Source organism: Exiguobacterium sp. s11 (assembly GCF_018619015.1).
In the GTDB taxonomy this organism is placed as follows: Bacteria; Bacillota; Bacilli; order Exiguobacteriales; family Exiguobacteriaceae; genus Exiguobacterium_A; species Exiguobacterium_A indicum.
This window is the reverse complement of sequence record NZ_JACSNF010000003.1, coordinates 262,727-284,150: the sequence shown is the minus strand read 5'-3', so window position 1 is coordinate 284,150 and position 21,424 is coordinate 262,727. Positions and strand designations below refer to the sequence as shown.

25 protein-coding genes, 7 tRNA genes and 1 rRNA gene are annotated in these 21,424 nt (G+C 49.2%); 31 read left to right on the top strand and 2 right to left on the bottom strand.

Annotation, left to right across the window (positions count from 1 at the left end; all coding sequences use genetic code 11):
- The 18 genes from rrf to KNQ12_RS12415 form a co-directional block, all read left to right on the top strand.
- Positions 1–88 (top strand): 5S ribosomal RNA (rrf, locus tag KNQ12_RS12500); the annotation flags it as partial.
- An 11-nt stretch (positions 89–99) separates the two neighbouring features.
- Positions 100–174 (top strand) — tRNA-Asn (locus KNQ12_RS12495).
- A 2-nt stretch (positions 175–176) separates the two neighbouring features.
- A tRNA-Glu gene (locus KNQ12_RS12490) sits at positions 177–251 on the top strand.
- Positions 252–264: 13 nt separating this feature from the next.
- Positions 265–337 (top strand) — tRNA-Thr (locus KNQ12_RS12485).
- A gap of 38 nt (positions 338–375) precedes the next feature.
- Positions 376–459 (top strand) — tRNA-Tyr (locus tag KNQ12_RS12480).
- Positions 460–463: 4 nt separating this feature from the next.
- A tRNA-Lys gene (locus KNQ12_RS12475) sits at positions 464–536 on the top strand.
- Positions 537–542: 6 nt separating this feature from the next.
- Positions 543–614: transfer RNA gene (locus KNQ12_RS12470), tRNA-Gly, on the top strand.
- A 9-nt stretch (positions 615–623) separates the two neighbouring features.
- Positions 624–699 (top strand) — tRNA-Ala (locus KNQ12_RS12465).
- A 212-nt stretch (positions 700–911) separates the two neighbouring features.
- Positions 912–1,820, top strand: coding sequence for an arginase (rocF, locus tag KNQ12_RS12460; protein ID WP_055969816.1), 909 nt, complete (start codon positions 912–914; stop codon positions 1,818–1,820).
- 125 nt (positions 1,821–1,945) lie between these two features.
- A complete protein-coding gene (gene sigW / locus KNQ12_RS12455; RefSeq protein WP_023466660.1) occupies positions 1,946–2,509 on the top strand; it encodes an RNA polymerase sigma factor SigW in 564 nt (187 codons plus the stop codon).
- A 16-nt stretch (positions 2,510–2,525) separates the two neighbouring features.
- Positions 2,526–3,146: an anti-sigma factor gene (locus KNQ12_RS12450; protein ID WP_023466661.1), complete on the top strand. Its 621-nt coding sequence runs from the start codon at positions 2,526–2,528 to the stop codon at positions 3,144–3,146.
- 79 nt (positions 3,147–3,225) lie between these two features.
- Positions 3,226–4,086, top strand: coding sequence for a diadenylate cyclase CdaA (cdaA, locus tag KNQ12_RS12445; RefSeq protein WP_023466663.1), 861 nt, complete (start codon positions 3,226–3,228; stop codon positions 4,084–4,086).
- Positions 4,086–5,372, top strand: coding sequence for a CdaR family protein (locus KNQ12_RS12440; RefSeq protein ID WP_023466665.1), 1,287 nt, complete (start codon positions 4,086–4,088; stop codon positions 5,370–5,372). The genes cdaA and KNQ12_RS12440 overlap by 1 nt, the downstream gene beginning before the upstream one ends.
- A gap of 29 nt (positions 5,373–5,401) precedes the next feature.
- Complete coding sequence (gene glmM / locus KNQ12_RS12435) at positions 5,402–6,757, top strand: phosphoglucosamine mutase (RefSeq protein ID WP_023466667.1); 1,356 nt, start codon at positions 5,402–5,404, stop codon at positions 6,755–6,757.
- 412 nt (positions 6,758–7,169) lie between these two features.
- Positions 7,170–8,966 carry a glutamine--fructose-6-phosphate transaminase (isomerizing) gene (gene glmS, locus KNQ12_RS12430; RefSeq protein ID WP_023466669.1) on the top strand — a complete coding sequence of 599 codons (1,797 nt, stop codon included), beginning with the start codon at positions 7,170–7,172 and terminating at the stop codon, positions 8,964–8,966.
- A 75-nt stretch (positions 8,967–9,041) separates the two neighbouring features.
- Entirely contained in the window at positions 9,042–9,608 is a 567-nt protein-coding gene (locus KNQ12_RS12425; RefSeq protein WP_055969819.1) for a hypothetical protein, read from the top strand.
- Positions 9,609–9,631: 23 nt separating this feature from the next.
- A complete protein-coding gene (locus KNQ12_RS12420; protein WP_055969822.1) occupies positions 9,632–10,399 on the top strand; it encodes an alpha/beta hydrolase in 768 nt (255 codons plus the stop codon).
- Between the two features lie 38 nt (positions 10,400–10,437).
- The gene (locus tag KNQ12_RS12415) at positions 10,438–11,037 is read left to right on the top strand and encodes a short chain dehydrogenase (RefSeq protein ID WP_055969825.1); all 600 of its coding nucleotides are present in this window, start codon (positions 10,438–10,440) and stop codon (positions 11,035–11,037) included.
- Between the two features lie 37 nt (positions 11,038–11,074).
- Here the strand turns inward: KNQ12_RS12415 and KNQ12_RS12410 are convergent, their stop codons facing one another.
- A complete protein-coding gene (locus KNQ12_RS12410; protein WP_156357224.1) occupies positions 11,075–11,248 on the bottom strand; it encodes a hypothetical protein in 174 nt (57 codons plus the stop codon).
- A gap of 129 nt (positions 11,249–11,377) precedes the next feature.
- On the opposite strand from KNQ12_RS12410, the gene KNQ12_RS12405 reads away from it, so the two are divergent.
- The 4 genes from KNQ12_RS12405 to KNQ12_RS12390 all read left to right on the top strand — a co-directional run bounded on the left by KNQ12_RS12405 (position 11,378) and on the right by KNQ12_RS12390 (position 14,381).
- Positions 11,378–11,938 (top strand): isochorismatase family protein, encoded by a 561-nt coding sequence (locus KNQ12_RS12405; protein ID WP_023466677.1) that lies wholly within the window; start codon positions 11,378–11,380, stop codon positions 11,936–11,938.
- Between the two features lie 13 nt (positions 11,939–11,951).
- On the top strand, positions 11,952–12,434 hold the full coding sequence (locus KNQ12_RS12400; protein ID WP_023466678.1) for a GNAT family N-acetyltransferase: 483 nt from the start codon (positions 11,952–11,954) through the stop codon (positions 12,432–12,434).
- Positions 12,431–13,324 carry a phosphotransferase family protein gene (locus tag KNQ12_RS12395; protein WP_214748301.1) on the top strand — a complete coding sequence of 298 codons (894 nt, stop codon included), beginning with the start codon at positions 12,431–12,433 and terminating at the stop codon, positions 13,322–13,324. Before KNQ12_RS12400 ends, KNQ12_RS12395 begins: the two co-directional genes overlap by 4 nt.
- Positions 13,325–13,388: 64 nt before the next feature.
- A complete protein-coding gene (locus tag KNQ12_RS12390; RefSeq protein ID WP_023466680.1) occupies positions 13,389–14,381 on the top strand; it encodes an NAD(P)/FAD-dependent oxidoreductase in 993 nt (330 codons plus the stop codon).
- A gap of 61 nt (positions 14,382–14,442) precedes the next feature.
- Here KNQ12_RS12390 and KNQ12_RS12385 read toward each other — a convergent pair whose 3' ends face one another.
- Positions 14,443–14,775: a winged helix-turn-helix transcriptional regulator gene (locus KNQ12_RS12385; protein ID WP_023466681.1), complete on the bottom strand. Its 333-nt coding sequence runs from the start codon at positions 14,773–14,775 to the stop codon at positions 14,443–14,445.
- A gap of 122 nt (positions 14,776–14,897) precedes the next feature.
- Between KNQ12_RS12385 and KNQ12_RS12380 the strand changes: the two genes are divergently transcribed.
- From KNQ12_RS12380 to KNQ12_RS12340, 9 genes are all read left to right on the top strand, one after another.
- Positions 14,898–15,752: an NAD(P)H-binding protein gene (locus KNQ12_RS12380; RefSeq protein ID WP_055969835.1), complete on the top strand. Its 855-nt coding sequence runs from the start codon at positions 14,898–14,900 to the stop codon at positions 15,750–15,752.
- A gap of 74 nt (positions 15,753–15,826) precedes the next feature.
- Positions 15,827–16,681, top strand: coding sequence for a PPK2 family polyphosphate kinase (locus KNQ12_RS12375; protein WP_050676896.1), 855 nt, complete (start codon positions 15,827–15,829; stop codon positions 16,679–16,681).
- A 192-nt stretch (positions 16,682–16,873) separates the two neighbouring features.
- Positions 16,874–17,299, top strand: a complete 426-nt coding sequence (locus KNQ12_RS12370; protein ID WP_214748304.1) for a DMT family transporter — start codon at positions 16,874–16,876, stop codon at positions 17,297–17,299.
- A 12-nt stretch (positions 17,300–17,311) separates the two neighbouring features.
- Entirely contained in the window at positions 17,312–17,974 is a 663-nt protein-coding gene (locus tag KNQ12_RS12365) for a Crp/Fnr family transcriptional regulator (RefSeq protein WP_353047621.1), read from the top strand.
- Positions 17,975–17,986: 12 nt separating this feature from the next.
- Positions 17,987–18,457 carry a DMT family transporter gene (locus KNQ12_RS12360; protein ID WP_055969840.1) on the top strand — a complete coding sequence of 157 codons (471 nt, stop codon included), beginning with the start codon at positions 17,987–17,989 and terminating at the stop codon, positions 18,455–18,457.
- Between the two features lie 2 nt (positions 18,458–18,459).
- Positions 18,460–19,161, top strand: a complete 702-nt coding sequence (locus KNQ12_RS12355; RefSeq protein ID WP_035399304.1) for a YjjG family noncanonical pyrimidine nucleotidase — start codon at positions 18,460–18,462, stop codon at positions 19,159–19,161.
- Positions 19,162–19,268: 107 nt separating this feature from the next.
- Complete coding sequence (locus KNQ12_RS12350; protein WP_082487279.1) at positions 19,269–19,706, top strand: GNAT family N-acetyltransferase; 438 nt, start codon at positions 19,269–19,271, stop codon at positions 19,704–19,706.
- 37 nt (positions 19,707–19,743) lie between these two features.
- Complete coding sequence (locus tag KNQ12_RS12345; RefSeq protein ID WP_055969848.1) at positions 19,744–20,226, top strand: GNAT family N-acetyltransferase; 483 nt, start codon at positions 19,744–19,746, stop codon at positions 20,224–20,226.
- A gap of 98 nt (positions 20,227–20,324) precedes the next feature.
- Complete coding sequence (locus KNQ12_RS12340; protein ID WP_035399298.1) at positions 20,325–21,392, top strand: YcjF family protein; 1,068 nt, start codon at positions 20,325–20,327, stop codon at positions 21,390–21,392.
- The last annotated feature ends 32 nt before the right edge of the window (positions 21,393–21,424 follow it).

Genomic DNA, 21,424 nt, shown 5'->3' with positions numbered 1-21,424 from the left:
CCGTTCCCATGCCGAACACGGAAGTTAAGCACTTGAACGCCGAAAGTAGTTGGGGGCTTCCCCCTGTGAGGATAGGACGTTGCCAGGCATTTAATTTATTCCGCAATAGCTCAGTGGTAGAGCAACCGGCTGTTAACCGGTAGGTCGTAGGTTCAAATCCTACTTGCGGAGCCAATGGCCCGTTGGTCAAGCGGTTAAGACACCGCCCTTTCACGGCGGTAACACGGGTTCGAATCCCGTACGGGTCACCATTATACTTTTTGTGCCGGTGTAGCTCAGCTGGTAGAGCAACTGACTTGTAATCAGTAGGTCGCGGGTTCGACTCCTGTTGCCGGCACTGTTTTTTCTCAATCGTATAAGTTTCCTAGACAAACTGGGGGGGTAGCGAAGTGGCTAAACGCGGCGGACTGTAAATCCGCTCCCTCGGGTTCGGCGGTTCGAATCCGCCCCCCCCCACCATGTCGAGCCATTAGCTCAGTTGGTAGAGCATCTGACTTTTAATCAGAGGGTCGCAGGTTCGAATCCTGCATGGCTCATTTCTTGCGGAAGTAGTTCAGTGGTAGAATACGACCTTGCCAAGGTCGGGGTCGCGGGTTCGAATCCCGTCTTCCGCTTTTTCTTTCGGGGCCTTAGCTCAGCTGGGAGAGCGCCTGCCTTGCACGCAGGAGGTCAGCGGTTCGATCCCGCTAGGCTCCACCAATTTTATTTAAAGATCTTAAGCGAGTTTCGTTCGTCTTAAGTTTTTTTTATATGAAATGCCAAGCATAACCAGAGTACGTACGCAAGAACACCGTGATTCCCTTCACGGTGTTTTTTTTGTATATTCATGCGTTTTTTTGTTGAGTTGAACCACTTGTTTGTTACCGCTTACAATACATGTAGAAGTGACTATGACATAGGGGGAATATCGTATGAACATCGCGTATATCAGCGTACCGTACCGTTATGGACAAGGAAAGCCAGGCACTGAACACGGACCTGCTGCTGTCGAAAAAGCGGGTCTACTCGCGACACTCGAAGCACGGGGACAAGAAGCAGTACGCTACGGGGAAGCGGCTGTTTTATCCGAGGATGCAGTCCGGGAAGAAGATCCTAAGCTGAAACGTTTGGAAGGCGTCGTCCATACGACGAATGACTTGCACCTGATCGTACGTGACGCGTTATCGGAACAACGTTTTCCGTTGTTAGTTGGTGGCGATCACAGCATGGCGATCGGAACGATTGCTGGGTTACGTCAGACTGTACCACGTCTTGGCGTCATCTGGTTCGATGCACACGGTGATTTGAATACACCGGAAACATCACCGTCTGGTAACATCCACGGTATGCCGCTCGCTGTAGCCCTTGGGGAAGGACATCAGCGTTTAACGGAAGTCGGAGGAACAGATATCAAGCTGCAACCGGAACACCTCGTCTTCATCGGATTACGTGACGTTGATCCAGGGGAACAAGAGCTGATTGATCGTCTTGGTATTCGGGTCTATGATATGGAAGCGATCCGAACTCGGGGAATGGACGCAATCATGGAAGAAGCGATTGCTTATTTGAAGGAAACGACGGATGCATTCTATCTTAGCTTTGATATGGATGGTCTCGATCCATCACTCGTCGTCGGTACAGGTACACGTGTCGCCGATGGCATTTTCTTAGACGATGCGAAAACGGTGCTCAAGCATTGTGCAACGGCAGAAAACTTCATTGCAGCTGAATTCGTTGAAGTGAATCCGTTACTTGAAGAAGGAAACGGAACAGCGGAACTTGCGAATGAACTGATCGGAGATCTACTTTTGGCAATGGAAACACATCGCTTAGTAAAATAATGGATAGAACTTGAACTCTTTTCAGCGGAGTTCAAGTTTTTTTTGTTACAATTTAAAAGGAGATGAAACATTTATCGGTCGACTTCGTATAAGAGATTGACCGCATAGAGCGGGGGGTATTCAAAGTGGAAGAAACGACACTACGCTTAATTGAGCGAGTGAAACAAGGAGACCGTGATGCATTCGCGGCACTTGTTGATCTATATAAGGAAGGTGCCTTTCTTGTGGCTTTCCGCGTCTTGCGCGATCGAATGGAAGCGGAGGATGCGACACAAGAAGCCTTCATCCGTGTATTTACGAAGATTGATTCGTATAATGCACAATGGAAGTTCCGGACTTGGTTGTACCGAATCGTCACGAACGTATCGATTGACCGATTACGGAAAAAGAAACCTGATTATTCTCTTGATGCTGAGATGTCAGGTACTGAAGGACTGACATTGTATTCACAACTCGAGAGCAAGGATACCTTGCCGGAGGACCAAGTGGTCGATAACGAGCAACGAAACGAAGTCGGGGACGCGATTGCAGCTTTACCAGAAAAATACCGTGTCCCACTCGTCCTGAAATATGTAGAAGATCTTTCGCTAAAGGAAATCAGTGAAATGATCGAATTACCTGTCGCTACTGTCAAAACTAGAATTCATCGTGGACGAGAAGCGCTGAAGAAGCATTTTGCCAAACGATGAGAAGGAGGAACTCACCATGTCACGAGAGCATGTACATGAACGGATCCAGGATTATTTAGACCAAAACCAACCACCTGAGGAATTCGAGCGATTAGAAGCAGAGTTACGAGAAGTAGACGCGATGGACGAGTTCGAAGAGTATCGGCTCCTTGATGCTCGACTGCGTCAACTTCCAGCGCCTAAATTATCGGCAGATTTTACATCCCGCGTGCTGGCACAATTGCCTGAACAGGTGGAGACGCCAAGCGCTGCTTTGCTGCACCAACCGCAACCGTCTCGTTTTGGAGGTAAGATGAAGCAGTACCCATTGCTCGCGGCAGCGGCTGTTTTCTTACTCTTGTCGGTCGGTAGCCTAGGTGGTTATATGGCACAAGAAGAACATGACTTATCTTATACGAATGCACCAGGTATCGTCGCTCAAAATGGTGAGGTCGTTGTCCCGAAAGGCGTCACGGTCGACCAAGATCTATATGTCGAAGGCGGGAACGTCCGCATCGAAGGGAAAGTCAATGGCGATGTCATGACCGTTGACGGGAAAGCGTACACGGCGAGTGCTGGTAGCGTGACCGGAGAAATCAAGGAAATCGATCAATTATTCGAACGCGTATGGTACGGAATCAAGCGTCTATTTCAATAATCAGCTGGGACGAGTCGAACTCGTCCCTTTGTGCTATAATGGAAACTGTTTAAATCAGATGAGTTAGGGGGCACGGTTGGTGAATTACTTCAGCTGGCAACCACTTCAATTTCAATTGTTGAAACTGGGAGAAAACGTACATTGGTACGATTATATTAATGACGTGATTGATATTGCGGTCGTGACGTTCGTCATTTACCGTCTCATGATCATCGTCAAAGGAACAAAAGCGGTCCAGCTCATTAAAGGGATCTCGGTCATTTTGATCAGTTGGTTCCTGAGTGGCTTTTTTGGACTCAAAACACTGCAATTCTTACTGAATCAAATCATCACCTATGGGTTACTGGGGATTATCATCATCTTCCAACCCGAACTCCGGCGTGGACTGGAACATTTAGGACGAACGAGTAAATTCTTCTCGCGTAGTGCGGTCAGTGATGAAGATGAACAAATTCGAATCGTCGATGCGCTCGTATCGTCTGCTCAGTACATGTCAAAACGGCGTATTGGGGCACTCGTGACGATTGAACGGGAGACTGGACTGAGTGAATACGTGGAGACGGGTATTCCGCTCGGCTCACAAATCACGAGTCAGTTGCTGATCAACTTGTTCATTCCGAATACACCCTTACATGATGGTGCCGTCATCGTCCAGCAAGGCAAGTTAGCAGCAGCCGCTTGTTACTTACCGCTGTCTGAGAGTGCACATATCTCAAAAGAGCTTGGAACACGTCACCGCGCAGCAATTGGTGTCAGTGAGGTGACGGATAGTGTCACGCTCGTCGTCTCGGAAGAAACGGGTGGTGTCTCACTCGCCATCAATGGACGTCTATACCGGGAACTCGACGAAGAATCCTTGCGGACGAAGTTACTTGAGACAATCGTCAAGGCCGAACCGACGAATACTTCCTTCTTGAACTGGATGGGGGCGAAAAAATAATGTTCGAAAAGTGGTTCAATGAACGCTGGTTTTTACGTATCGTTGCCGTTGCCTTAGCCGTCATGTTGTATTTGATGGTCGCAGGTTCGAATACGACGGGAAAAAGCGATGCGGCTAGTCTGTTACCGATCGCAGGACAAGGCTCGACGAAGTTTGACGTACCGGTCACGGTCCAGTATGATGAATCGCAATGGGTCGCCTATAATATTCCAAATACGATGGAGGTCACCGTTAAAGGTCCTTCGAGTAGCTTGACGATGCTCCGGCTTGTTCAGGATTTTGGATTATCGATTGATTTGAAAGGCCTCGACCCGGGCTATCATCGTGTCCGTGTCACACCGACCGGCTTCGGAAAAGATGTCGAAGTGACGCCGAAACAACAGACGATCGAAGTCTTCCTCGATAAGAAGATTACGAAAGAAGTACCGGTACAAGTCGCCTTACTCAATAAAAACAAAATCGCTGAAGGATATGTCGCTGGGGAAGCGCAACCGAACCAACAAACTGTTGAAGTCACGGGAGGCGCGGAGAAGTTACAGGCGATTTCAGCAATCCAAGTACCGATTGATGTGACCGGTCGGGCAGAGACGTTCAAAGAGACGTTCAATGCTAAAGCGACGGATGCGAACGGGAATACGATTAATGCATCTTATCAACCGGAGCAATTAGAAATCACAGTACCGATCTATAAGGAAAGTAAGACGGTACCAATCAATGTGAAGACAAAAGACAACGTCAAAAAAGGGTATACCGTTGTCAAGATCGTTCCCGTCACGACGGAAGCTCGTCTATATGGAACAAAAGAAGAGTTGGAACGGATTGGTTCCGTTGATACAGAAGCGGTCTCGCTTAAGGGATTGACGAAGACGACGGAAAAAACCGTCAAACTCGTGGAACCGGAAAACGCGACGGCGATGGATCCGACACAGGTTACCGTCAATATCGTCGTTGAAAAGGAAAACGCGAAATCGACGACAGAAACCGTCGAGGATCGAGCAGAGAAAACGATCCCGGGTGTGACGGTCACATTGAACGGGTTTGATGAGTCGAAGTATACGATTGATTATAACCAAACGATGGATGTCGTTGTCCGTGGGAAAGAATCGGATCTAGCATCGATTGATGCGACGGATATTAAAGCGGTCATCGATGTGACAGGCTTAAAGGAAGGGACGCATGGATTGCCGATTTCATACCAGACGTCGAAAGCCTTCGATGTCTTGCGTCCGGATAACATGGATGTCACGTTAAAAGCCGTGCCTCGGACATCCGTTCCGACCAATTAAAACAAATTAGTGAAATGAGGAAATAACATATGGGTAAGTATTTTGGAACTGACGGCGTACGCGGCGTCGCAAACGTAGAATTGACACCGGAACTGGCGTATCGCCTCGGTCGAACAGGTGGTTACGTGTTAACAAAACACGAAAGCACACGACCTAAAGTCTTAATTGGACGCGATACACGTGTTTCTGGTCAAATGCTTGAGAACGCACTTATCGCGGGTCTTTTATCGATCGGTGCAGAAGTCATGCGTCTAGGTGTCATCTCGACACCAGGTGTCGCGTATCTGACAAAAACAATGGATGCGACAGCAGGAGTCATGATTTCCGCGTCGCACAATCCAGTAGAAGATAACGGGATCAAGTTCTTCGGATCAGACGGCTTTAAGCTTGATGACGCAACAGAACTTGAAATTGAAGCATTACTCGATGAAGCAGAAGATACATTGCCACGCCCAGCCGGAAAAGAACTCGGCTTCGTTCATGATTATTTTGAGGGTGCACAAAAGTATCTGCATATGCTTCGTCAGACATCGGATGAAGATTTCTCAGGCATCCATGTCGCGATTGACGGTGCACACGGAGCGACGTCAAGCCTCGCACCACGTCTATTTGGTGACTTGGAAGCAGAAGTATCGACGATCGGAACGAATCCGAACGGACTCAACATCAATGATGGTGTCGGTTCGACACACCCTGAACACCTTGCTGCCTTCGTCAAAGAAAAGAGCGCAGATGTCGGTTTGTCATTTGATGGCGACGGCGATCGCTTGATTGCAGTCGATGAGAACGGCGATATCGTCGATGGTGATAAAATTATGTTCATCTGCGGGAAATACTTGAACGAACTTGGTCGTCTGAAAGACAACACGATCGTTGCGACGGTCATGAGTAACCTTGGTTTTCATAAAACCGTCAAAGAAAACGGGATGACGGCGCTTCAGACAGCAGTCGGTGACCGTTATGTCGTCGAAGAGATGCGTAAGAACGACTATACGCTCGGTGGCGAACAGTCGGGGCACATCATCTTCATGGATTACTCAACGACAGGAGACGGCATGTTGTCAGGCGTCCAGTTGTTGCAAATCATGAAAGCGACAGGGAAGAAGTTATCAGAACTCGCAGCTGAGATGCCGATCTTCCCACAACGTCTCGTCAATATCCGTGTTTCAGATAAAAATGGCGCAATGAGCGGTCCTGCTGTACAAGCAATCATTGCGGAAGTTGAAGCGGAAATGGCGGGGAACGGACGGATCCTCGTTCGTGCGTCAGGAACAGAACCACTCGTTCGTGTCATGGCGGAAGCTCCGACACAAGAAGCGTGTGATGCGTACGTCGAGCGGATCGCGAATGTCGTTCGTGAGAACTATGCGTTACAAGAAAACTAAGAAACCCGAAGCAGAGCGATTGCTCTGCTTCTTTTTTTACAATTATTTTAGAAAAACAGCTTGAGATTTTTACAAAAAATAGGGATTATACGTATTGATTAGTGAAATATCGGGAATAGTTACAACTACGTTACCTTTCTTGCTTTTTCAAAGTAAAGTTCGTATGATGGTGAAGTCGGACAGAAACGGGGTCAGACGGAACTAAAAAGCGCCAGGGCTTTCTTCGTAGGTTGAAAGCTGACGAGGTGGAGGTTTATCGAATCATTCGGCGGATGCCTCCCGGTAACAGGTCCATACCGTAAATCGTTCTGAAATCGTCCAAGTGATTGGGCGGACAAACAGACCGATCGGGACCCTCTCAACAAGAGCCGTTTCCTCTTCAGGGAAATACTTGTAAATGGAGAGATGTAACATGTGCGGAATCGTAGGTATGATCGGACAGGTCAACACGAAAGAAATTTTATTAAAAGGTCTCGAGAAGCTCGAGTACCGCGGCTATGACTCGGCAGGTCTTGCGTTCGTCAACGACGGCGTCCAAGTCCATAAAGAAGTAGGCCGGATTGCTGCGCTACGCGAAGTCGTTCCTGCAGAGGCAGACGGCACAGTCGGAATCGGACACACACGTTGGGCGACACACGGTGTCCCAAGCGTACCAAACGCGCACCCACACCAAAGTGCGTCAGCACGTTTCACACTCGTGCACAACGGTGTCATCGAGAACGATGAGCAGTTGAAAGCAGAATTGAACGTCGATCTCCTGAGCGACACGGATACAGAAGTCATCGTTCAGATGATCGAAAAGAACTTCAACGAGACAGGCGACGTCGCGGAAGCATTCCGTCAAACACTCCGCGTCTTGCATGGTTCGTATGCGCTCGCATTGATCGATGCAGAAAACCCGGACGTCTTATACGTCGCGAAAAACAAATCACCACTTCTCGTTGGTCTCGGTGACGGTACGTTCAACGTCGTCGCTTCAGACGCAATGGCAATGTTGCAAGTAACGGATCAATTCGTTGAGTTGCATGATGGTGAGATGATCATCTTGACGCGTGATAGCGTGACGATCCAAGATCTCGACGGGAACGTCCAAGAGCGTGAAGCGTACACGGCTGAAATCGATGCATCAGATATCGAAAAAGGAACGTACGCGCACTATATGCTCAAAGAGATGGATGAGCAACCAGCAGTCATCCGGAACATCGTTCAAAAATATCAAAACGAAGCAGGCGACATCACACTCGATCAATCAGTCCGTGATCTCGTACTCGGTCGTGACCGTGTCTATATCATTGGTTGCGGAACAAGCTACCATGCTGGTTTGATCGGAAAACAGTTGATCGAACAAATCGCAGGCATCCCGACAGAAGTGCACATCTCTTCTGAGTTCGGATACAACATGCCATTATTGACAGAGAAACCGCTCTTCCTCTTCCTTTCACAATCAGGTGAAACAGCGGATAGTCGTGCCGTTCTCGTCGAAGCGAAGAAACTTGGTCACCCGGCACTGACGATCACGAACGTTCCAGGATCAACATTGTCACGTGAAGCAAACGCAACATTGTTGCTCCACGCGGGTCCAGAAATCGCCGTTGCTTCAACAAAAGCGTATACAGCTCAAATCGCTGTTCTCGCTGTCCTTGCGTTTGACCTTGCTCAAGCAAAAGGGGTTGCCGTCAACTTCGATCTCATGAAAGAACTCGGTAAAATCTCAAGTGCGATGGAGTCGGTCATGTCTCAAAAAGATCGCTTCCAAGAAATCGCGACAGAATACTTGTCTGAGTCACGCAATGCGTTCTTCATCGGTCGTGGACAAGATGCATACGTCGGGATGGAAGGTGCATTGAAACTCAAAGAGATCTCGTATATCCAAGCAGAAGGATACGCGGGTGGAGAGCTCAAGCACGGTCCGATCGCTTTGATTGAAGACAACACACCGGTCATCGCGCTCGTGACACAACCACACGTTCATCTCAACAACCGTGGGAATATCAAGGAAGTCGTCGCACGTGGGGCAAATGCGTGTGTCATCGCAGCAGAAGGTCTTGAATTGCCAACAGATGCATTCGTCATTCCAGCAGTCGAGCCACTCTTGTCACCACTCTTGTCGGTCTTACCACTTCAATTAATCTCATACTACGCGGCACTCGGTCGCGACTGTGACGTCGATAAGCCACGTAACTTGGCGAAGTCGGTAACGGTTGAATAAGGAAACAAATCGACTCCAAATGACAGGCGTGTAAGCGTCTGTCGTTTGGAGTTTTTATATTAGGAGGAGAACGAGATGAACCGCTGGATCACCGCATTTCCTAAGAGATATGAACAGGACGTTCGGGTCGTTAAAGCATGTCTACCGTTTGGATGGACACGATTATCACCAGGGGCGATCGAAGTAAATATAGAACAGGAACACATACAGATTCCGATGCGTTTGTATTTATCAGAAATCGACTCGGAGCGGATCAAGCAACTGACGTCGACTCAGCAGACGATTTTATATTGCCTTTACACCCGTCACCATGATGGTCATGTTCGTGAGCAGTATCTTCAGCAGTTACTTAAAAACTATCCACACGACGGATGGGTTCTTGCCTATATCATCGAACTTGCTAGTGAATACGTCCGTGACATCGTCGACATCATCGTACCCGCAATCGAGCAATGGGATCCGGAAGTGAAGCGGCGATTCGTCGAGGATGATCCGGCATACATGAAGCGAATCGAAGACCGGATGATCAGTTACTGGAATGCTTATTATCGGTCAAGTGGCGAACGACGATCCGAAGCGAACTACCCAGGCTTTCGGATTATAGAGTCGTTACGGGAGGATGCTTCGGTGGAGGAAGTGTGAAGAGATGAAAAGGAGGGGCGCACTTGATTACGAAATCAAAGGATCTGTACTTAGAAGGACCCGGACCTGCTGTTTTGTTGTTACATAGTTTTACTGGAAGTGCGAATGAGATGCGGGGACTCGCTCGTTTTTTACATGCAGCCGGCTATACCTGTTACGCGCCCAATTACGCCGGGCACGGGGAATCGCCGGAGCGCTTGTTTGAGACGACGATCGAAGACGTCTGGCAGTCCGCGCAAGTCGGACTCGCGTTTTTACAAGATCGAGGACACAAAGACATCTTTTTGATCGGACAATCACTCGGTGGAGTAATGGCACTTCGACTAGCAGAACAGTCAGGATGCGCTGGACTCATCTTACTCTCGACGCCGATTCTTGAGCGGACGATTGCCGGACTTGAGCACCGCGTCCGTCGGTATACGGAACGGTATTTTCAATTTGACGATCGTTCGCCAGAGTGGATCTTAGATTTTGTCGACCGTCATTTTCCACGCCCGGAAAAAGACTTACGGGCACTGCAACAGTTCATCCTCGACACGGGAGTTGTCTTGCCGAAGATCACGCAACCCATCGCTCTATTCCTTGGTGCCTTAGATGATGCCGTCTATCATGCAAGTCTCGAGCGAATCGAAACGACAGTGCCGAGCCGAGATCAGAAAAAGGTCCTTCTTCCGAACAGTAAACATTTACTGACGCTCGATCGGGATAAACAACGTTTGTTCGAAGAAATCCTTATCTTCTTGAAGACGCATCCGGTAGATTCCTTGAAACCATCAGCTGCTGTGCAGTAGGCTAGATAGGTAAGCTAGACGTGAAAGGGGAAGGGATCATGCGAATTTTAGTAGTAGGAGCAAGCGGAACGATTGGGCAGGCAGTCGTCGAACGGCTGAGTGGGCGGCATGACATCATTCGTGCCGGACGAAGCGGAGCGGATGTACAAGTCGACATCACATCAGAGGAAAGTATTCGGGCGATGTATGAAACAGTCGGTTCTGTTGATGCCGTCATCAGTGCCACAGGTGGTGCTCATTTCGGTCCATTGACGGACTTAACACCGGAGCTTAATCAAATCGGAATCGACAGTAAACTAAAAGGTCAGGTCAATCTTGTCTTGCTTGGTTTAGAGTCAGTACGAGACGGGGGAAGCTTTACGCTGACGACCGGCATCATGATGGACGCTCCGATTCGCCAAGGCGCATCCGCTGCGCTTGCGAACGGTGGGGTCAAAGCGTTCGTTCACGCAGCAGCGATCGAGATGCCACGAGGTATTCGGATCAACAGTGTCAGTCCGAACGTACTGATCGAGTCGCTTGAAAAGTACGGACCCTTCTTCCGTGGTTTTGAAGCCGTTCCGGCGTCACGTGTCGCGACGGCGTTCGAAAAGAGTGTCGAAGGGGCACAGACAGGGCAAAATTACGAAGTCTATTAACTAAAAAAGCAGGTAGCGAAAATCGCTACCTGCTTTTTTAGAACCCGGATATGACATAACGTTCGATTCCGAATAGTAATAGAGTGATCCCGAGACAAATGAGTAAGTTGCGTACGAACCAACGACCTGTCATCGTCCGGTTCATGATCAGTTTCTCCAGTGTCAGATTGACGAGAAGCACACATAAGAAGATGACGCCAAACCAAATCATCCAGACACATCCTTTCCTTCTTCTTAACGAATCCAACAGCTAAAAAGTTTCACGCCCGTCAAGAGCAGGAAATCATTCAGATGAACGGGAAGGAAACAAGCAGTCGATTTTACAAGGAGGAACATGACGATGAAACAAGCAGTCCTAGTGATTGATTTTCAACAGGAACTCGTCGACGGAAACACAGAAGAACGACCGGTATACTTAAAAGAGCAAGTTGCGCACGTCATCGAAGCGGTCGTGCTTGAAGCAGACGAACGAAACGTTCCGGTCGTCTTCATTCGGGATTTGGACGTCGCTGGCGGAACAGGACCTGGGTTTGCAGTCCATGACTCGATTCCCGTTCCAGCGTCCAGTGTCACGTTCGATAAAGCGGCGACGAATGCGTTCCATGATACACCCTTGCTCGATCATCTACGCCAAGCATCGATTGAACATCTGATCGTTTTAGGCTGTAAGACGGAACACTGCATCGATACCGCGGTGCGCAGTGCGACGGTGCACGGCTTTGATGTCACACTCGTCGCCGACGGGCATACGACGAACGGCTCCGATGTCCTGACGCCGGAGCAAATGATCGCCCACCACAATCAAGTCTTGCACGGTCATTATAACGTCGAGCACTTTGCGATTGTTCGTCCGTCAACGGAAGATGTCTTCACCCCAACCCACAATGACTACCGGACATGAAGAGGAGAATAAGATGATTGAATTACGAAAAATAACAGCGTCCGATTACGATCGCTACGCGACGCTCGTCCAAAACGAACGTGTCATGCGTTACATCACGGAACAGGCATTAACAGATACGGAAACGAAACAACGCTTTGACCGAATCCTTGAACAACAGCAGCACGACCGACTCGGATCGTATCTGATTTATACCGAAGAGACATGGATTGGAATCGGGCACATGACCCGGAGTCAAACGCAACCGTTCGAAGCAGAGCTCGGTTACATGCTGCTACCCGATCAGTGGGGACGCGGATACGGCACAGCGATTGCAGAGCGTCTCTTACAGTTAGCGACAGAAGAAGAGTTACAGGTCGTCACGGCAACGATTGATCCAGCACATGAAGCGTCGCGCCGTATTTTGATCGGATTAGGTTTTGAATCGACCTATGTTGGACCGATTGACGGTCTACCAGGTGAAACGCTACAGAAAATAGTGGGGACGACAGAATGACACGAGACGAATGGATTGAACATTTTCAACTCGATGTCGCAGCATGCGCGACTGTCGACGAATCGTATAGTTCTGAAGTCGATCGTCTCGTTTTAGCGGATGGTCAGGTCGTTTTCTTAAAGCGCCCCTATACGGCTGAAAAGTGGTACCGGGAGCGAGGCTGGATTCATGCACTAGAAGGGTTTGTACCCGTGCCGCACATCTTAGCTGAAGCAGCTCCCGGGCAGACGACCGGGGCGTTCGTGCTTGCTGCCTTACCGGGACAGGCACCGGTCACGATGACTAAAAAATTGGCGTACGAAATTGGTCGAACGCTCGCAATGCTGCATACGTGTACAGGAGAAGCTTACGGCGAGTATACGGAAGATGGATTTTATGCCTATCCGGTTCAGAACTGGCGACGCTTCCGGAATGAAAAACTCGATGGATTCATGCCGTTCATCACATCCGAACTCGATCCCGTTTTTTTAGAGAACATCCAAACAGAGTTAGTCAGACGAGAACAGTCGTTACCGGAGCCTTCATGTCCCGTTGCCACACATTGTGACTTCCGCCTAGCAAATTTACTGACGGTAGGTGATCAAGTCATAGGGGTGATCGATTTCGAGACGACCCGTTATGGGGCGATCGAGATGGACTTCACGAAGATCATCCGTAATCTCAATACGTTCGGTTCCATTTACGTCACGGCATTTCAAGAAGGATACGCGACGTTACACTCAGACGTGCCAATTGAGATGTATCTAGCACACTATCGTTTGTGGGAAGCACTCACGGCTGTTGGCTGGTGCATCAAACGTGGACTAGAAGAGCACCGGGCGTTCTTTGAGGAGAACATCATGCTCATCGAGCAGGAATTACAGATGACGAGCATATCGGACGGGTATTGATTCACCCATGTCTTGGAAGAAACCTCTATACTTAGGGAAATGAGGAATATGAGGGGGAAGCGAGATGACAGGGAAACGAATCGGAATCATCGGTGGTGGACTCGCCGGAATCTTTGCGGCACGTCAATTGCAGGCAGCAGGACATGCTGTTGAAATCATCGAAAAAAGCCAGAGCGTCGGGGGGCGAATGGCAACTCGTCGGATTGATGAAGGAACAGCGGATCATGGTGCCGTCTTCTTCACGGTTCGGACGGAAGAGTTGGAACGCGAAGTCGACGAATGGCTTGAGAAGGGATGGGTTCGTAAGTGGTTCGGAACGGATTTTCCACGCTATGTCGCAACGAACGGTATGAATCAACTCGTACAAGCGATTGGTCGAGGGATTCCCGTTCAGTTGAATGAGCAGGTCACGCATATTACGGCAACAGAGGATGAACTCGTCACACAAGCGACGGATCATCAAGGTACGTATGATGCGTTACTCGTGACGGCGCCTGTGCCGCAAGCATATGAACTGTTGCAGTCTTCTGATCTGGCGCTTGGAGATGACGATCATGAGCAGTTACGCCAAGTGACGTTCGAGCCGACATTCGTGGGTCTGTTTGAAATCAAAGAGCGACTGACGATCGGAGAAGTTGGTCTACAAGACGAACAACTTGTCGATGGGATGTTAAAACTCGTCAATAATGCCGAAAAGCAGATTTCGAAGACGACACTCCTAAGCGTCTATATGACAGCCCGCTTCAGTGAAGACTGGTACGAGCGTCCGGAAGAAGAGACACTCGCTGAAGTCGAGCGGCTGTTACAACAGCAACTCGGACCGGTGACGATTGTTTCGCGTCAGCTCAAACGTTGGCGTTACGCTCAGGCACGTGCGGTTTACCGGACACCGCATTTGAAACTAGCGGCACATCCGCTTTGGCTTGCCGGGGATGCGTTCCTTGAAGCCGATGATGCGTCAGGGCGGACGCGCGTCGAGAGTGCTGTCATCTCCGGATTACGCGTCGCAGAGGCGATTGATACCCACTTACGTCAGACGGTGACAGCGACGGAATGAACGACAACATGCACTTCTTTTCTGAATCGAGAAGAAGCGCATGTTTTTTTGTTACTCACGATCATTCCCCCTGGAAGTGTTGCTCACTCCAAGCTGCCATTTGGTCAAGAATCGGTAAAAAACTATGTCCGGCATCCGTCAGGGAATATTCAACGCGAGGAGGAACTTCGCCAAAGACGTGTCGTTGAATCAAACCGTCCGCCTCGAGCTCGCGAAGCTGACGCGTTAATGTTCCTTTAGAGATGCCTGTTAATTGTTGCAGTTCATGAAAACGATGCGTCCCGTGTGTCAGGTGCCAGAGCAAGATGATCTTCCATTTGCCAGCGACCATCTGTTGGACCCGAGTGACTGGACAAGCCGTCCGTTGATTAGTTGTTGAATCGAATACAGCCACGTTCATCCTCTCCCATTGGTTCGTTTTGAGGGACCTAGTTTCAGATAAGTGCCTACTTTTTTTAGTGTATCACCTGGCGTATCATGAAGAACAACATCAAACTTCAAAGGAGTGGTTTCATCATGAAATGGTTAATTACAGGAGCAACCGGAAAATTAGGGGCGCGCATCGTGCAACATCTCAGTGAACAAGTCGGCAACGAACATGTAGCGGTTAGTGTCCGTGACGTTGAAAAAGCAGCGTCGCTTGCAGCGCAAGGAATCGACGTCCGGCATGGTGATTTCGATCAGCCGGAAACACTCGGACACGCGTTTCAAGGTATCGATCGTCTGCTGATCATCTCGACGGACGGTGAAGAAGCAACACGGATCCGGCAACATCAAGCCGCTGTCACGGCAGCACAAGCGGCAGGCGTCAAGCTGATCGGTTATACGAGTATCGCCAATGCGGCACAGAGCACGAACGGACTTGCGCGAACACATCGGGTCACAGAAGAAGCGATTCAAGCGACAGGTATCCCGTATGTCTTTTTCCGCAACAACTGGTATCTCGAAAATGAACTCGGAACGATGGATGCCGTCGCACAAGGTGCAGACTGGTTAACAGCAGCAGGTGAAGGCAAAGTCGGATGGGCGTTACAAGAGGAGTATGCGCTAGCGATTGCGACGGGACTGACGCTCGAGCATCCAAAAGCGATCTATGAACTATCAGGTCCGTTGCATACACAAGCAGAACTCGCGAATGCAGTCGGAACAGTACTTAACCGATCGGTCGCTGTAGATGAAGTAGATAGCGCGACCTATGGCGAGCGGATGCAAGCAGCTGGCTTACCTGACTTCTTGATTCCAATGTTGACGGGTATCCAGGCAGATATCGCAGCCGGAACCCTTGCGGTGGAAAGTACTGATTTTAAAGAATTACTCGGTCGTCCTGTGACGACGCTAGAAGAGGGAGTCCGTCTCCTTTTGAAAAGATAAGTTCATCTGAACGTTTTCAGGATGAACGAGTAGGGTAAATCCCCTTTAGAAGCAATTAAAGGAGGAGCCCTACCATGAAACTGTCATCCTATCGTGTCAAGGAAGGCGAGCAAGTCTCGTTTTCGAATTACCCGACATCAGAAAAACATGAGATTTCGGAAGCGGAATTGCGAGAGAAGCGGATTCCGAAAAGTGTCGAGACGTTACAAGAGTTACACTGGCGTTTACATGCCGAAGAGAAGAACGGCGTCCTCGTCATCCTGCAAGCGATTGATGCAGCGGGGAAGGATGAGGCAATCAGCTACATCTTTTCTAACTTGAACGCACAAGGACTCCGGACGATTTCCGTCAAAAAACCGTCGGATACGGAGCAAAAACACGACTATCTATGGCGGATCCACGAAGGACTACCGGAAAAAGGCGAAGTCGGCATCTTGAACCGTTCCTATTATGAGGAAGTCATTGCGCCACGCATCCATGATTTGCTCGAGGAAGAGGAAAAGCCGGATGACGGAGATGTCTGGCAGATGCGCTATCGCCAAATCAATGACTTTGAACGCTATCTCGTCGAGAACGGCTTCCGGGTCGTCAAGTTTTTGTTCCATGTCTCAAAAGAAGAGCAACGGCAACGATTATTGACTCGTCTGAAGGATCCAACGAAAAACTTTGAATTTTCGTTCAGTGATATTGAAGAACGCAAGCACTGGGACGAATACCATGAGATTTTTGCTGAACTCGTCTCGGCGACGTCGACATCGTATGCACCATGGTACATCTTGCCGGCAGATGACGAATGGTATTCTCGCTATATCGTCACCGAAGTCATGAATGACGTTTTGAAGGAAATTGATCCGCAATATCCGAAGTTGTCGGAAGAGGATCAGGAACAACTAGATGAAGCGATTAAACGATTGGAAGAAGAAGCATAAATCATTTACACCAAAAGCGATTGTTCTCTTGCTGAGAAGAATCGCTTTTTTTTTGATGCATTTGGCTTTGTATGAATTTTTTTCAGTTATCATGAAGCATGAACTTATTCACATCTCAGGACAAATGTCCTATTCAAATCAGAAGGACTCTCGTTAAATGAAAGTATCATGGAACAAGAGAGGAGTATGCACATGCGTGGTGTCTTATTTGCGATTGCTGGTGGCTTTTTCTTGACGCTCCAAAGTGTCGCCAATGCCCGGATCAGTCAAACGATCGGGACGTGGCAAGCGGCGACGATCACTCAGATGACTGGGTTCATCGTTGCGATTCTCTTAGCAATCGTCTTACGGGATCGCAGTTTTTCAGCGATGCGACGTGTCAAACCACTCTATCTGGCAGGGGGAGCCTTTGCGGCGATCATATTATTCAGCAACATGACGGCTGTCCACCGGATGGGCATGACTTTGACGATTTCGCTCTTTTTATTGGCGCAATTAGCGCTGGCACTCTGGATTGACGGAAGAGGCTGGTTCGGCGTCATGAAACGTCGACTGCGGGGTCCGCAGATCATCGGCATCTTGATGATGGTAGCAGGCATCTTCATCTTAAAGAGCTAAGGAGGAGAAGAAGTGACGGACATTGTGACCTATTTGGAACGGTATCAGTTAATGCATGTCTTTGATGCATCACTACGCAAGGCGATGCACATCCAGACGTTCGCACCGGGTGAGGCTTTATGCCGACAAGGCGATGTTGCGCATGAACTCTACCTGCTCGTCGAAGGGAAATTGAAGATCACGCATATGTCGGCAACGGGGAAACGTCTCGTGTTGTCCTTCAAGCATCCGTTTGATCTCGTCGGTGATATTGAGTTCGTCCGAAAGATTGATTTGATGAACACGGTCGAGGCAGTGACACCAGTGATCGTCTTACGCATTGCCTATCCGGATTTGGAAGAAGCACGTGTCCATCATTCTGCCTTTTTATTATTTTTACTCGAGACGATCACGAAAAAGTTTGAATTAAAATCGCATACGCTCAGCTTCAATCTGTTGTACCCGGTTGAAGTTCGGCTCGCCAGTTATTTGCTGTCGATGACACCTAATACGGATGCTTTTGCGAGTAAGGAACTCGTCGATGCGGCAGATTTGATCGGGACGAGTTATCGTCATGTCAATCGTGTCTTACGCCAGTTCGTCGATGATGGGTTGATTCGCCGGACGCAGCATACGATTGAAATCATTGATCGAGACGGATTGATGGAGCGCGTTGGAGAAAGCATTTACGAATGAAAGAGGTGTGATATGGTTACAGGAATCATTCTTGCCCTTTGTGGGGGCATGCTCGTCTGTATTCAAAATACGTTTAACGCAAAAGTCAAAGAATACGTCGGCGCTTGGGCGACGACAACGTTAGTCCTTGGACTCGGGTTCCTCGCTTCACTGACGATTGGTTTGATCGTCGAAGGATCACAACTGTTTGCACTAAAAGAGGCACAAACCTGGTTTTGGTTCAGCGGGATCATTGGTGTCGGTGTCGTCCTCTGTGTGACGCAAGGCGTTCAACAACTCGGACCGAGTCGAGCGATTTCGATCGTCATGGTATCACAAATCCTGTTTGCCTTACTCTGGGATACGCTCGGCTGGTTTGGTTTACAGACCGTTCCGTTTACGTGGACGAAAGCACTCGGCGTGCTATTGATTGGTGGTGGCGTGCTATTATTTCAACTAGGTGGCAAAACAACGACTGTACAACACGTACGAAAAGGAGCTTGACTATGTTTTACACGACGGTATTATTCGATATTGACCATACATTACTCGATTTTGAAGCGACGGAACGGATTGCCTTTCGCCGCCTGCTCGAGCAACAAGATTTGCAGTGGACACCGGAGCGAGAAGCGCGCTATAAAACACTCAATCAAGCGCTTTGGAAAGCACTCGAACGAGGTGAGGTGACACGCGAGGAAGTCATTCACTCACGGTTCGTGACGTTCTTCGCGGAAGAAGGACGGACGGTCGACGGACGAGAAGTTGACGAAACGTATCGCGGCTATCTCGCACAAGGAACAGAATTGATTCCGGGTGCGACGGCGCTGCTTGAGCAGCTAGCCGGAAACGTCACGATGTACGTCGTCACGAATGGTATCTCGAAGACGCAACGCGCACGGCTCGAGGGCGCCGAATTAACGGACTTCTTTGAAGGGATTTTCGTTTCAGAGGAGACGGGTTTTCAAAAGCCGATGGCAGGATTCTTCAATCATGTGTTTGCGCGAATTCCGCAATTCGACCCAGCGCGAACGATCATCGTCGGGGATTCCTTGTCAGCTGATATCGCAGGTGGCAATCAAGCCGGTATCGCAACATGTTGGTTTAATCCAGAAGGAAAATCAGCGACGGATATCAAGCCGACGTTTACGATTACGTCGTTAGCCGAACTACCTGCGGTGCTTGAAAACGCAGCAGTCCTTCAACAATGAATCAAACCAACCGATAGGAAAGAGAAGGAAAGGGGGCGATCACTGTGCAACGATGTGATCAACAGACGCTGGAGGCAACTCCCGTCTAACTAAAAGGGGAAATGAACATGATTCAACTTGTACCGGTAACAGCAGAAAACTGGGAAGCGTGTTGTGAGCTAGCACTGACAGTAGAACAGCAAGACTTCATGGAAGCGAATGTCTACTCGATCGCGCAAGCGAAGTTCGAACCGAGCCTTGTCCTTCGGGCGATCATTGCAGGTGAAGCCGTCGTTGGTTTTGTGATGTACAACACGGAGCTAGAAGAACTCAACGGCTACTGGATTTACCGCATCATGATTGATCAAGCGCAGCAAGGGAACGGAATCGGACGATTGGCGATGCAAGCCGTAATTGACGAGATGCGCGTGTTACCTGCAGCTAAACGAATCGTCGTCGGCTATCGGCCGGATAATCAGGCGGCACACCGTCTGTATGCAAGTCTCGGCTTCATCGACCACGGGGATCGATTCGGTCGGGAAATGGCAGTGCGATTAGAAGTATAAAACTTGATGAGATGATAGAACGAATAGAGGAGACACCATGCACATTCGACTAATGAAAGAATCGGATTATCCAGAAGTCGTTCGAATCTACGAACAAGGAATAAAGACGGAGAATGCGACATTTCGCACGGAAGCAATACCGTACGAAGAATGGACGAGGCATCACCACGCACACAGCCGCCTCGTTGCAATGGAAGACGAGCAACTGCTCGGCTGGGTCGCGTTAAGTCCATTCTCTTCGATTCCGGCATACGCCGGTGTCGCTGAAATCAGCCTCTATATCGCGGAAGAAGCACGCGGTAAAGGTGTCGGCACACGCTTGATGGACGACGTCATTCAAGCAAGTGAAGCAGCCGGAATCTGGACGTTGCAATCGCAAGTCTTTCCGGAAAATCAAGCGAGTCTACGCCTTCATGAACGTTTTGATTTTCGGGAAGTCGGTCGCCGAGAGCGAATTGGTCGGCTCGGAGGCAGATGGCGCGATACGGTATTGCTCGAGCGACGCAGCACATATCTCTAAAATTCGGCAAGTGGACACAATGTTCCCTTGCCTTCTTTGTGTTGAAAGCAAGGGATAATGGGAAAAGACAGACAGCAGAAGAAGGGGGAGGGATCACGATGGATGATTTTTTTGGTGAAGGACTTGAGACCAATCAGCAAAAACGGAAACGCAAACTGGAGGAAATCTTTGATCAGTCGTTTGAATCGGAGCGACGGGATTTCAATCAATCGCTGGAGCAGGACGTGACGGTTGCCTTGATCGGAGATGTCAATGCGGGAAAATCCTCGACCTTGAACGCGATTCTTGGTCGTGAAGTCGCAACGGTCGGAGCGCGCCCGGGTGAAACGGTCCGGATTGATCAAGTAAGGCAGCATCCGGAAGATAAAGTCATCTTCGTCGATACACCAGGATTGAATGATGCCAATACACAGAACTCGGAAGCGACGTGGACGTACTATCAAAGTGCCGATGTCATCCTTTATTTTTTAAATGCGGCAGGTACCGTCTTATCTGAAACGGAGACGAAAAACTTCCGTAAGATCTATCAACATAACCAAAATGTCTTGATCGTCGTTACGAAGATGGATGCGACGGATGATGTCGACACGATCGTTCAGCATATTGCAGAAAAACTACCAGGACCCAAAATCATTCCCGTATCAGCACGAGAAGGAACGAACATTGATCGGCTCCGTCGGGAGGTCCTCGACATCTTAAAAAAGTTCGACAAGGATAATGTGTTCGTTCGTCAGATGGATCCGACCGTTCGTGGCAAGATCGCCAACAACTGGATTGTGGGTGCCGGAACAGCCGCAGGTGCGATTGGTGCCGTCCCGTTCCCGGGAGCTGATATCATTCCATTGACTTCAATTCAAATCGGCTTGATGCTCAAGTTATCGAATCTGTACGAACGACAGTTATCCAAGGAGAGTGCGAAGGAGTTGCTTGTCGTGACAATCGTCGGAAACTCCGGAAAAACCGCCTTTCGGCAAATGGCGAAGCTCGTTCCGGGGTATGGTGCCGTCATTGCCGCGGGCGTTGCTTCGACCGCCACCCTTGCACTCGGATATGGAACAAAATATGTCTATGAGAATAAGCTCGAGCTGACACCGGAACAACTGATGGGGTTCGTGAAACGATTCCGGAAGAAGGCAGAAGAGTCGTCAGAAGAGACAAACGAGTAATCTCCCTGTTATTCTATACAGCAATAAAGGGG